This window comes from Pseudomonas sp. AMR01 (assembly GCF_041946035.1).
Taxonomy (GTDB): Bacteria; Pseudomonadota; Gammaproteobacteria; order Pseudomonadales; family Pseudomonadaceae; genus Aquipseudomonas; species Aquipseudomonas antarctica_B.
Genome location: NZ_JAUTYR010000005.1, coordinates 199,701 through 212,386, shown reverse-complemented (window position 1 = coordinate 212,386; position 12,686 = coordinate 199,701). Strand labels below are relative to the sequence as shown.

The following is a 12,686-nucleotide window of genomic DNA, read 5'->3' as shown; positions in this document are numbered from 1 at the left end:
AGCTCGGGTATAATCCTCGGCTTGTTTTTTGCCCGCCAAGACCTTCAGTGGATAGGGTGTTATGTCCGGAAAAGCGCAACAGCAGTCTCGTATCAAAGAGTTGATCGTTCTCGGTCGTGAGCAGGGTTACCTGACTTACGCGGAGGTCAACGACCACCTGCCTGAGGATATTTCAGATCCAGAGCAGGTGGAAGACATCATCCGCATGATTAACGACATGGGGATCAACGTATTCGAAGCTGCGCCAGATAAGGATTCTCTTATGCTGGCGGACGCCGATACCGACGAGGCTGCCGCTGAAGAAGCGGCTGCCGCGCTGGCTGCTGTGGAGACCGATATCGGTCGTACCACCGACCCTGTGCGCATGTATATGCGTGAAATGGGTACCGTCGAGCTGCTGACACGCGAAGGCGAAATCGAAATCGCCAAGCGTATCGAAGAGGGTATTCGTGAAGTGATGGGCGCAATTGCGCACTTCCCTGGCACGGTTGACCATATTCTCTCCGAGTACACCCGCGTTACCACCGAAGGTGGTCGCCTGTCCGACGTTCTCAGTGGTTACATCGACCCGGACGACGGCATTGCGCCGCCTGCCGCCGAAGTACCGCCGCCTGTCGACCCGAAGGCCGTTAAAGCCGACGACGATTCTGAAGAAGACGATGCTGAAGCCAGCAGCGACGACGAAGATGAAGTTGAAAGCGGTCCGGACCCGGTCATTGCTGCCCAGCGTTTCGGTGCGGTTTCCGATCAAATGGAAATCACCCGCAAAGCCCTGAAAAAGCACGGTCGCGCCAACAAGTTGGTGATTGCCGAGCTGGTTGCGCTGGCTGAGCTGTTCATGCCGATCAAGCTGGTGCCGAAGCAATTCGAAGGCCTGGTTGAGCGTGTTCGCAGTGCCCTCGAGCGTCTGCGTGCACAAGAACGCGCAATCATGCAGCTGTGTGTGCGTGATGCACGCATGCCGCGCGCCGACTTCCTGCGCCAGTTCCCGGGCAATGAAGTAGACGAAAGCTGGTCCGATGGCCTCGCCAAGGGCAAAGGCAAATACGCCGAAGCCATTGGCCGCCTGCAACCGGACATCATTCGTTGCCAGCAAAAGCTGATCGCGCTGCAAACCGAAACCGGTTTGACGATTGCCGAGATCAAGGACATCAACCGTCGCATGTCGATCGGTGAGGCCAAGGCCCGCCGCGCGAAGAAAGAGATGGTTGAAGCGAACTTGCGTCTGGTGATCTCCATCGCCAAGAAGTACACCAACCGTGGCCTGCAATTCCTCGATCTGATCCAGGAAGGCAACATCGGCTTGATGAAGGCTGTGGACAAGTTCGAATACCGTCGTGGTTACAAGTTCTCGACTTATGCCACCTGGTGGATCCGTCAGGCGATCACTCGCTCAATCGCCGACCAGGCCCGCACCATCCGTATTCCGGTGCACATGATCGAGACAATCAACAAGCTCAACCGTATTTCCCGGCAGATGTTGCAGGAAATGGGTCGCGAACCGACCCCGGAAGAGTTGGGCGAACGCATGGAAATGCCTGAGGATAAAATCCGTAAGGTATTGAAGATCGCTAAAGAGCCGATCTCCATGGAAACCCCGATTGGTGATGACGAAGACTCCCACCTGGGTGACTTCATCGAAGACTCGACCATGCAGTCGCCAATCGATGTCGCCACTGTTGAGAGCCTTAAAGAAGCGACTCGCGACGTACTGTCCGGCCTCACTGCCCGTGAAGCCAAGGTACTGCGCATGCGCTTCGGCATCGACATGAATACCGACCACACCCTTGAGGAAGTCGGTAAACAGTTTGACGTGACCCGCGAGCGGATCCGTCAGATCGAAGCCAAGGCGCTGCGCAAGTTGCGCCACCCGACGCGAAGCGAGCATCTGCGCTCCTTCCTCGACGAGTGATACCAGAACCCCCGGCCCAGGCCGGGGGTTTTGCTTTTTGCAGATTAAATTCTTCGCAGCCCCCCTCCTCCGCAATGCCCGTCTACACTCGAAACATTCCCCGTGCCATAACGAGACCGTTATGCCCAGACTGCCGACCGTGTTACTGCTGTCGCTGCTGACCTGGACCGCAACGGCTGGCGCGTTGACTCTCACTGATGATGAGCGTGTCTGGCTGTCGGACCATCAGGAGCTACGCCTTGGAGTGGAAACTTCCTGGCCGCCTTTTGAATACCGTGACGAAAATGGCCGTTATCAAGGCCTGGCTGCCGATTATGTGCGCCTGATCCAGGATCGCCTGGGCGTACGGATCAAGCTGATCGAGCCGCCGAATTGGACCGCTGTGCTTGAACAGGCGAAAAACAACCAGGTCGACCTGCTGCCCGGCATCATGTCCACCCCGGAGCGCCAAAGCTTCCTGGCCTTCACGCGCCCGTATCTCGACTTCCCGATTGTTATCCTCGCCCATGAGGGCGGCGCGAAACCGCGCAATCTCAAGGACCTGTACGGACTGAAGATTGCCGTGGTGGAAAACTACGCGCCCCACGAATTGCTGCGCACGCACCACCCCGACCTCAACCTGGTCGCCATGCCCAACGTCAGTTCAACCCTGCAAGCCTTGGCCACGGATGAAGTGGACGCAGTGGTCGGCGACCTGGCCTCCAGCGTCTGGAGCCTGCGCCAGCTCAAACTCGATGGCTTGTACGTCAGTGGTGAAACGCCCTATCGCTATCAACTGGCGATGGGCGTACCACGCGATGAAAAAACGCTGATGGGCATTTTGGACAAGGTGCTCGCCGACCTCAGTTCAGACGAAACTGACGCCATTCAACAACGCTGGGTGGGCAGTTTCACCGACCACCGCACCTTTTGGGCCGACCTGTTGATGTACGGCCTGCCGGCCGTGCTGCTATTGAGCATCGTGCTCGCCATCGTCATTCGGATTAATCGTCGGCTCAGCTCAGAAATTTCCCGCCGGGTCGCCCTTGAGCAAGAACTGCGCAGCAGCGAATACCATTATCGCGGCCTGGTCGAGAGCCTGTCCGCCATCGCCTGGGAAGCCAACGTCACCGACTTCACCTACAGCTACGTGTCGCCCCATGCAGAGGATTTGCTCGGCTACCCCCGCGCCCATTGGCTGATCCCGGGTTTCTGGCGCAACATCATCCACCCGGCCGATCTGGCCCGCGTCGAGGCCTATTGCTACCGCGAAACCCGCGCCAACCGCGACCACAGCGTTGACTATCGAGTGATCACCGCCGACAGCCGCTGTTTATGGGTACGCGATATTGTCAGCCTGATCGAGCATGGGCACGAACCCGTGCTGCGCGGCTTGATGATCGACATCAGCGAAGCCAAGCGCACTGAGGAAGCGCTGCAACTGTCCGAGCAAAAATTTGCTTCGGTGTTCCAGCAATGCCCGGACATTCTGGTGATCGCGCGGCTGTCCGACGGCTGCTTGCTGGAGGTCAACAAAGCCTTTGAAGACCAGATAGGCCTGACCGCCGAGGATGTGGTGGGCAAAACCGCCACCGAGCTGAATATCTGGGGCACTCAGGGCGTCGGCCCGGACCTGCTGCGACGCGTGCAGACCACCCGCATCCGCAACCTGGAGATGCCGTTTCGACGCAGCAACGGCCAAGCCTTCACCGGGCTGATGTCGGCCCAGGCCTTCCAACTCGACACCACCGAAGCCCTGGTGGTGGTAGTGCGGGATATCACCCAGCTCAAGGAAACCCGGCAACAGTTGCAAACCTCTGAAGAGAAGTTTGCCAAGGCCTTCCATGCGTCACCGGACGGCCTGCTGTTGAGCCGACAGCGCGATGGGCTGTTGATTGAAGTGAACGAAGGCTTCAGTCGTCTCACCGGTTTCACCAGCGCTGCATCGCTTGATCAGTCGGCCTTCGAGTTGGGCATCTGGGTCGACCTCAACGAACGCAAACAGATGCTGCAACTGATGCAGCGCGATGGTTTCGTGCAGGATTTCGTTTGCCAGATCCGCCGCGCCGACGGCCAGATTCGCCTGTGCGAGCTGTCCAGCCGCCCACTGCCCATTGGCGATGACAACTGCATGCTGACCATTGCCAGGGACATCACCGAGCGCCAACTCATGCAGGAAAAGCTGCAACAGGCCGCAACGGTATTCGAGAGCACCGCCGAAGGCGTATTGATCACCGACACCGGTCAGAACATTAGCGCGGTGAACCGCGCGTTCAGTGAAATCACCGGCTACAGCGAAGCCGAAGCACTGGGTCAAACGCCTCGCCTGCTAGCCTCCGGCCTGCACGACAGCGCGTTCTACGCGGCCATGTGGCACCAGTTAGCCGCCAAGGGCCACTGGCAGGGCGAGATCTCCAACCGCCGCAAAAATGGCGAGCTGTACCCCAGTTGGCTGACCATCAGCGCCGTGCGCAACCGCGACCAATTGATCACCCACTTTGTCGCCGTATTTGCCGATATCTCCAGCCTCAAGCTGGCCCAGGCCCGCCTCGATTACCAGGCGCACCACGACCCCCTGACCGGCCTGCCCAACCGCACGCTGTTCGAAAGCCGGTTGCAAGCGGCCCTCAATGGCCATCAGGAAACCGGAAAAAAGGGCGCAGTGCTGTTTCTCGACTTGGACCGCTTCAAACACATCAACGACAGCCTCGGCCACCCGGTCGGCGACCTGCTGCTCAAAGACATCGCCGTGCGGCTCAAGGAGCAACTGCGCGACATCGACACCGTGGCGCGCCTGGGCGGGGACGAATTCATCATCCTGCTGCCAGGCCTGCAACAGGCCAGCGACGCGCAGCACCTGGCGAACAAACTACTCGCCTGCTTCACTCCACCGTTCCAGGCCGGCGAGCACGAGTTCTTTATCAGCGCCAGCATCGGCACCAGCCTCTACCCCGAGGACGGCACCGACGTCGCCACCCTGGTCAAAAACGCCGACGCCGCGATGTACCGCTCCAAGGCCAAAGGCCGTAACCGCGTCGAATGCTACACCCGCGACCTCACCGCCCAGGCCAACGAACGCGTGGCCCTGGAACACGAACTGCGCCGCGCCATCGAGCGAGATGAGCTGACCCTCTACTACCAACCCAAACTCAGTTTGCTGACCCAGGAACTGATCGGCGCCGAAGCCCTGATTCGCTGGCACCACCCCACCTTTGGCGAAGTGCCGCCAGAGCATTTCATCGCCCTGGCCGAAGAAAACGGCACAATCCTGCAAATTGGCGACTGGGTCCTGGAGCAGGCTTGCCAACAAATGCACGTGTGGAAGGAGGCCTTTGAGGATTTCGGCCCGCTGTCGGTAAACCTTGCCGGCGCGCAGTTACGTAACCCCAACTTGCTGGCACGCATCGAACAGCTCCTGCGGGACTACAAGCTCGAGCCCGGTTGCCTGCAATTGGAAATCACCGAAAACTTCATCATGAGCCAGGCCGAAGAAGCACTGGAAGTGCTGCACCAACTCAAACACCTCGGCGTACAACTGGCCATCGACGACTTCGGCACCGGCTACTCATCCCTCAGCTACCTCAAGCGCCTGCCGCTGGACTTCCTGAAGATCGACCAATCCTTCGTACGCGGCCTGCCCGACGACCCCCACGACGCCGCCATCGTGCGCGCCATCATTGCCCTCGGCCAAAGCATGCAATTCACCATCATCGCCGAAGGCGTGGAAAACCCCGCGCAACAGGCTTTCCTGGCCGCCGAAGGCTGTGAACAGATGCAAGGCTACATCGTCAGCCTCCCCCTGCCGCCGGAGCTTTTTGCCGAGGGTTTTCTTCATATGCGGGTTTCAGACTTTTCGGATGGCACAGTGGAGAAACCGTCGTTATAATCCGCGACCTGTTACAAGGGCCTATAGCTCAGTTGGTCAGAGCAGAGGACTCATAATCCTTTGGTCCACGGTTCAAGTCCGTGTGGGCCCACCAAACAAGAAAGCCGCGCATTGCGCGGCTTTTGCGTGTCTGGAAGCCTGTAACATATAGCCCTCTGCCGCCCGCACTGGAGCTCTACCCTTGCCCGTCCTCGATGAAATCGACCGCCAACTGATCGCCGCCCTGCAGATCAACGCCCGCGAAAGCGTGGCCATGCTCGCTCGTCAGTTGGGTATCGCGCGCACCACGGTAACGTCGCGCCTGGCGCGACTGGAGAAAACCCAGGTGATCACCGGTTACGGCGTGCGTCTCGGGCAGCGAGTGGTCGACGGGGGTTTGCAGGCTTATGTCGGGATCACGGTGCAAGCGCGCTCGGGCAAGGAGGTGCTGCGCCGGCTAAGTGCCATGGCGCAGGTTCAACAGCTATGTGCGGTGAGTGGCGAGTTTGATTACGTGGCGTGGCTGCGCACCGATTCCCCGGAGCAGTTGGATCAGTTGCTGGACCAGATCGGCAGCGTCGAAGGTGTGGAGAAAACCACCACGTCGATCATCCTCAGTAACAAATTGGATCGCGGACAGCCACTCTGATCAATAACATCGTCACTTTGACTAAAATCAATTCAATCCGACGACACATTGCGTCTTAATAACGAGCGCAACGCTCCCTAAACTGGCTGCAATCTTTTCCTATACTCCACGGGCCGAATCCCGCCGAGTCGCCAGTAAGGTCAGCCATGAGCATTCCGTCCAGCAGCATCAGCAAGCCCCAGCGCCACCCTGGCGACGGTAAAAAACCTATCACCATCTTTGGCCCGGATTTCCCATTTGCCTTTGATGACTGGATCGAACATCCGGCCGGCCTGGGCAGCATTCCGGTCGCCAACCATGGCGCCGAAGTGGCGATCGTTGGCGCAGGGATCGCGGGGCTGGTGGCCGCTTACGAGCTGATGAAGCTGGGCCTCAAGCCGGTGGTGTATGAAGCCTCGAAGATGGGCGGCCGCTTGCGCTCCCAGGCATTTGAAGGTGCGGAAGGCATCATCGCCGAGTTGGGCGGCATGCGTTTCCCGGTGTCGTCCACCGCGTTCTATCACTACGTGGACAAGCTCGGGCTGGAAACCAAGCCCTTCCCTAACCCGCTGACGCCGGCTTCCGGCAGCACCGTCATCGACCTCGAAGGCCAAACCCACTACGCGCAAAAACTCTCGGATTTGCCGGTGCTGTTCCAGGAAGTCGCCGATGCCTGGGCCGATGCCTTGGAAGCCGGCTCGCAGTTCGGCGATATCCAGCAAGCCATACGCGACCGTGATGTGCCGCGCCTCAAGGAACTGTGGAACAAGCTGGTGCCGCTGTGGGATGACCGCACGTTTTACGATTTTGTCGCCACCTCCAAAGCCTTCGCAAAGCTGTCGTTCCTGCACCGTGAAGTGTTCGGCCAAGTGGGCTTCGGCACCGGCGGCTGGGATTCGGACTTCCCCAACTCGATGCTGGAAATCTTCCGCGTGGTGATGACCAATTGCGACGATCACCAGCACTTGGTGGTCGGCGGCGTGGCGCAAGTGCCCATGGGCATTTGGCGCCATGTGCCGGAGCGCTGCGCGCATTGGCCGCAAGGCACCAGCCTCAGCTCGCTGCACCGGGGCGCGCCACGGGCGGGCGTGAAGCGCATTGCCCACGCTGCCGATGGCCGCTTCGCGGTGACCGACAACTACGGCGACACGCGTGAATACGCCGCCGTGCTGACCACCTGTCAGAGCTGGCTGCTGACCACCCAGATCGAATGCGACGAAACCCTGTTCTCGCAAAAGATGTGGATGGCCCTGGACCGCACGCGCTACATGCAGTCGTCGAAGACCTTTGTGATGGTCGACCGCCCGTTCTGGAAAGACAAAGACCCGGAAACCGGCCGCGACCTGATGAGCATGACCCTCACCGATCGCCTGACCCGTGGCACCTACCTGTTCGACAACGGTGACGACAAGCCCGGCGTGATTTGCCTGTCGTACTCGTGGATGAGCGACGCGTTGAAGATGCTGCCCCAGCCTATCGACAAACGCGTGAAGCTGGCCCTTGATGCACTGAAAAAGATCTACCCGAAAGTCGACATCAAGGCGCGCATCATCGGCGACCCGATCACTGTTTCGTGGGAAGCCGACCCGCACTTCCTGGGGGCCTTCAAAGGCGCATTGCCCGGCCACTATCGCTACAACCAGCGCATGTATGCGCACTTTATGCAGAAGGACATGCCTGCCGAGGAACGCGGGATTTTCATCGCCGGTGACGACGTATCCTGGACCCCGGCGTGGGTCGAAGGCGCGGTGCAAACATCGCTTAACGCGGTATGGGGCATCATGACTCACTTCGGTGGCAGCACCCACGCAGAAAACCCGGGCCCGGGTGATGTATTCGACGATATCGGGCCGATCGCCCTCGCCGATTAAGGAGCTGACCATGCGCGTCGCCTTGTACCAATGCCCTCCGCTGCCGCTGGATGTAGCGGGCAACCTCGCGCGCTTGCATACGCTGGCGCACGAGGCGTCCGATGCTGATGTACTGGTGTTGCCGGAGATGTTTCTTACTGGCTACAACATTGGGGCCGAAGCGGTCGGTGCCTTGGCCGAGGCGCCGGACGGCCCCAGCGCGCAGGTGATTGCCGAGCTGGCGAAAAGCGCCGGGCTGGCCATTCTGTACGGTTACCCGGAGCGGGCCGAGGACGGGCAGATTTACAACGCCGTGCAGTTGATCGACGCCCACGGCGAGCGCCTGTGCAACTACCGCAAGACTCATCTGTTTGGCGATCTGGATCACTCGATGTTCAGCGCCGGGGAAGATGACTTCCCATTGGTGGAACTCAACGGCTGGAAGCTGGGTTTCCTGATCTGTTACGACCTGGAGTTCCCGGAGAACGCCCGCCGCCTGGCCCTGGCCGGTGCCGAAGTAATTCTGGTGCCCACGGCCAATATGGTGCCGTTCGACTTTGTCGCCGACGTCACCGTGCGAGCAAGGGCGTTCGAAAACCAGTGCTACGTGGCCTACGCCAATTACTGCGGGCACGAAGGCGAGATTCAGTACTGCGGGCAAAGCAGTATTGCCGCGCCAAACGGCCAGCGGATTGCACAGGCGGGGCTGGATGAATCGTTGATTGTCGGCACGCTGGATCGCCAATCGATCATCGACGCTCGCGCCGCCAATCACTACCTGCAAGACCGGCGGCCCGAGCTGTACGGCGCGCTGCACAAGCCCTGATCCAGCCGGTTTGTTAACATGGCCGCATTCTACGTTTCGGAAGTGTCCATGCTTGCGCCGGCCCACCCTCACCACCTCCACCTGACCTTGGCCAATGGCCTGAGGGTTTCCCTGCGCCATGCGCCGCGCTTGAAGCGCTGCGCGGCGGTTTTGCGGGTGGCGGCCGGCAGCCATGATGTGCCCTTGGCGTGGCCGGGGCTGGCACACTTTCTGGAGCATCTGCTGTTTCTGGGTACTGAGCGGTTTCCTACCGGCGAAGGGTTGATGGCTTACGTTCAGCGCCACGGTGGACAGGTCAACGCCAGCACCCGTGAACGCACCACGGAGTTTTTCTTTGAACTGCCGGTGGCGACGTTTACCGGTGGCCTGGAGCGGCTGGCAGACATGCTGACCCATCCTCGCTTGGCGATCGACGATCAACTGCGTGAGCGCGAAGTGCTGCAGGCGGAGTATGTCGCCTGGTCCCAGGACGCTGGGGCGCAGCAGCAGGTTTCTTTGCTGGAAGGCCTGGCGTCGGACCATCCCTTGCGGGGCTTTCATGCGGGTAACCGGGACAGTCTGCCGGTGGAGCGTGAGACATTTCAGCAGGCACTGCGGGAATTCCACGCGCACTTCTACCAGAGCGGGCAGATGACCTTAAGCCTTGCCGGTCCCCAGCCATTGGATGAGCTGGAAGCGTTGGCTCAAGCGTTCAGCGAGCAGCTGACCTCGGGGCCGTCGCGCCTTCAGGCGAGCCCGCCCGCGTTGATGCCCACTCAAGCACCGAGCTATCAATACACCGCCAACAATCACCTGCACCACGTCATCACCGGTGACGCGCCGCGCGAGGCCCTGGACTTTCTCTGCACTTGGCTGAATGCCTCAGCGCCCGGCGGCTTGCTCGCAGAACTGAAAGCACAACAACTGGCCACCGCGTTGCAGGCGTCGGTGCTGTATCACTTCGCTGGGCAGGCAGTGCTGGATATTGATTTCACCCTCGGTACTGAAGGTGATTCGGCGATACGAATTGAGGCGCTTCTGCACGACTGGTTGAGCTTTTTCGCACAGAGCGATTGGGCATCACTGCGCGAAGAGTTCGCGCGGGTAAACGCTCGTCAGCAGCAGGTCTTGGGGCCGCTAGCCTTGGCTCGGCATGACCGGGATGTCCTTTCAGAACACGGCGTCGTCGCCCTCAACGGCCTGCTTGAGTCACTGCGCTTGCAACCCGCCCAGCGCACGTGGCAGTTACCTGCGAACAACCCATTTCTGCGCCCACCGGTAAAGGGTGATCGCGCGGGCTTGATTCGCGGCCAAACCAGCGCCCACCGTGGTTTGCGCACCTTTGCGCAGGACCGTTCACGGGGGCGGCGGGACGTTTCTGCAATCACATTCAGCAAGGCACTGGCGAATGACAGCGAGGAAGGCGCGCTGTATCTGCGCTGGCGGTTCGACGCCATCGCCCCTGCCGGTTTGGAAAGCACGTTGCAGCCGTTGCTCGAAAATGCCCGTCAGGCAGGCGTCGACATGGCGTTCGAACGCATTGGCAACGATTGGCTAGTGAAACTGGTGGGCCTGCATGAACCCATGCCGGCTGTGCTGGAAGCGTTGGCACAGAGCCTGAGTCAGCCACTGGAAGTACCGGCCGCCGCGACACCCATGATTGCCATTCGGGAATTGCTCAAGGCATTACCGGGTTGCTGTGCAGCTCATTCCGAGCAAAGTGAGACACCCGCTTCATGGGCCACCGCACACTGGCAAGGCCTTGGCGTGGGTTTACCTCCTGCCTGCGAAGCGGCGATCAAAACTGCTGCGGCGCGCTTGCCTGGGCTGCCAGCAGACAGTGAATACACAGCCCCCGCCATCGACGGCCAGCACATTTGGCACGAAGTGAACACCGACACCAGCGAAGCCGCATTGCTGCTGTTCTGCCCGACCCCGACCCACTCTGTGGCCGATGAAGCGGCCTGGCGCCTGCTTGGGCATTTGCTCCAGGGGCCGTTCTACCAACGCCTGCGTGTGGAACTGCAAATCGGCTACGCGGTATTCAGCGGCATCCGCCAGATCAACGGGCAAACCGGGTTGCTGTTTGGCGTGCAATCGCCCAGCGCTTCTCTGGAGGGAATCCTCGACTACCTGCAAAACTTCCTGAAGCAACTGCCGTCGTTGATCGAAAGCAGCATCGACTTGGGCAACAGCAACTTGGCGCAACAATTCAACGAGTTGCCCCTCGCCCAGGCCGCCGACCTGCTCTGGCACGCCCACTTGGCGGGCCATCCGTCGGGGTATCTGGATCAGCTTCAGCAACTGATCCAAACCTGTACCCGCGAAGCGTTAACCCACGCCGCCAGGCAACTCAACGACACCACAGGCGGCTGGCGCTGCGTGGCAAATGGCCCGCGCCCGTCGTTTTTTTGACAAACTGGCGGCTGATCATTGCCAGCCGTGCAACAGGCTTTTGCCATCAAGACAGCGCTAACTTGAAAAGAATTGAGTAATATTCCCACGCACCATCTGAACATCTCCGACTGGAGGTGGACTATATGTATTGCTTGGTAGTGAAAGTCCCATCCCTTGATAGGAGTATGAATATGACCTGGTCCAAACCTGCTTATACCGATCTGCGCATCGGCTTCGAAGTCACCATGTACTTCGCCAGCCGTTGATCGGCTGAGTACTACAACGCCTCGGTTCGCCCGGGGCGTTTTTGTTTTGAGCTTTGCGTGATGGAGCAATCATGTTTGTCCAGATTCTAGGTTCCGCCGCTGGCGGTGGCTTCCCGCAGTGGAACTGCAACTGCGTGAACTGCGCGGGTTTTCGCGACGGCAGCCTGCGGGCTCATGCGCGCACACAGTCATCCATCGCCATCTCCGACGACGGCGTGAACTGGGTACTGTGCAATGCCTCGCCGGATATTCGTGCGCAACTGCAAGGCTTTGCGCCAATGCAACCCGGCCGCGCGCTGCGTGACACCGGGATCAGCGCGATCATTCTGATGGACAGCCAGATCGACCACACCACCGGCCTGTTGAGCCTGCGCGAAGGCTGCCCGCACCAGGTGTGGTGCACCGACATGGTCCATGAGGACCTCAGCACCGGCTTTCCGCTGTTCACCATGCTCACCCACTGGAACGGCGGCCTGGCCTGGAACCGCATCGAGCTGGACGCCAGTTTCACCATCCCGGCGTGCCCGAACTTGCGTTTCACTCCGCTGCCCCTGCGCAGCGCCGCGCCGCCTTACTCGCCACATCGCTTCGACCCGCACCCGGGCGACAACATCGGCCTGATCGTCGAAGACCTGCGCACCGGCGGCAAATTGTTTTACGCCCCTGGCCTGGGCAAAGTCGACGCGCCACTGCTCGATATCATGGCCGGCAGCGACTGCCTGCTGGTGGACGGCACGATGTGGGACGACGATGAAATGCAGCGCCGTGGCGTCGGCACCCGCACCGGGCGCGAGATGGGCCACCTGGCACAGAACGGCCCCGGCGGCATGCTCGAAGTGCTAGAGCAACTGCCCGAGCAGCGCAAAGTGCTTATCCACATCAACAACACCAACCCGATCCTTGATGAAGATTCCCCCGAGCGAGCGGAACTGGTGCGGCGCAATGTCGAAGTGGCTTACGACGGCATGAGCATTGAATTGTAGG

Annotated in this window: 8 protein-coding genes and 1 tRNA gene; all 9 read left to right on the top strand. The window is 60.2% G+C overall.

The genetic code is table 11. The features are described 5' to 3' along the window. The first annotated feature begins 61 nt into the window (after positions 1-61). The 9 genes from rpoD (at position 62) to pqqB (ending at position 12,685) form a co-directional block, all read left to right on the top strand. Positions 62-1,912: an RNA polymerase sigma factor RpoD gene (gene rpoD / locus Q7C20_RS07505; protein ID WP_375066598.1), complete on the top strand. Its 1,851-nt coding sequence runs from the start codon at positions 62-64 to the stop codon at positions 1,910-1,912. Between the two features lie 121 nt (positions 1,913-2,033). Continuing rightward, entirely contained in the window at positions 2,034-5,777 is a 3,744-nt protein-coding gene (locus Q7C20_RS07500) for an EAL domain-containing protein (protein WP_375066597.1), read from the top strand. Between the two features lie 17 nt (positions 5,778-5,794). Further along, positions 5,795-5,871: transfer RNA gene (locus Q7C20_RS07495), tRNA-Ile, on the top strand. A gap of 87 nt (positions 5,872-5,958) precedes the next feature. Next, complete coding sequence (locus Q7C20_RS07490) at positions 5,959-6,405, top strand: Lrp/AsnC family transcriptional regulator (protein ID WP_375066596.1); 447 nt, start codon at positions 5,959-5,961, stop codon at positions 6,403-6,405. 167 nt (positions 6,406-6,572) lie between these two features. Then, a complete protein-coding gene (locus tag Q7C20_RS07485; protein ID WP_375066634.1) occupies positions 6,573-8,255 on the top strand; it encodes a flavin monoamine oxidase family protein in 1,683 nt (560 codons plus the stop codon). A 10-nt stretch (positions 8,256-8,265) separates the two neighbouring features. Continuing rightward, a complete protein-coding gene (locus tag Q7C20_RS07480; protein WP_375066595.1) occupies positions 8,266-9,060 on the top strand; it encodes a carbon-nitrogen hydrolase family protein in 795 nt (264 codons plus the stop codon). A 48-nt stretch (positions 9,061-9,108) separates the two neighbouring features. Next, positions 9,109-11,454: a pyrroloquinoline quinone biosynthesis protein PqqF gene (pqqF, locus tag Q7C20_RS07475; protein WP_375066633.1), complete on the top strand. Its 2,346-nt coding sequence runs from the start codon at positions 9,109-9,111 to the stop codon at positions 11,452-11,454. A gap of 173 nt (positions 11,455-11,627) precedes the next feature. After that, complete coding sequence (pqqA, locus tag Q7C20_RS07470; RefSeq protein ID WP_003194766.1) at positions 11,628-11,702, top strand: pyrroloquinoline quinone precursor peptide PqqA; 75 nt, start codon at positions 11,628-11,630, stop codon at positions 11,700-11,702. A 71-nt stretch (positions 11,703-11,773) separates the two neighbouring features. Continuing rightward, on the top strand, positions 11,774-12,685 hold the full coding sequence (gene pqqB, locus Q7C20_RS07465) for a pyrroloquinoline quinone biosynthesis protein PqqB (RefSeq protein WP_375066594.1): 912 nt from the start codon (positions 11,774-11,776) through the stop codon (positions 12,683-12,685). The last annotated feature ends 1 nt before the right edge of the window (position 12,686 follow it).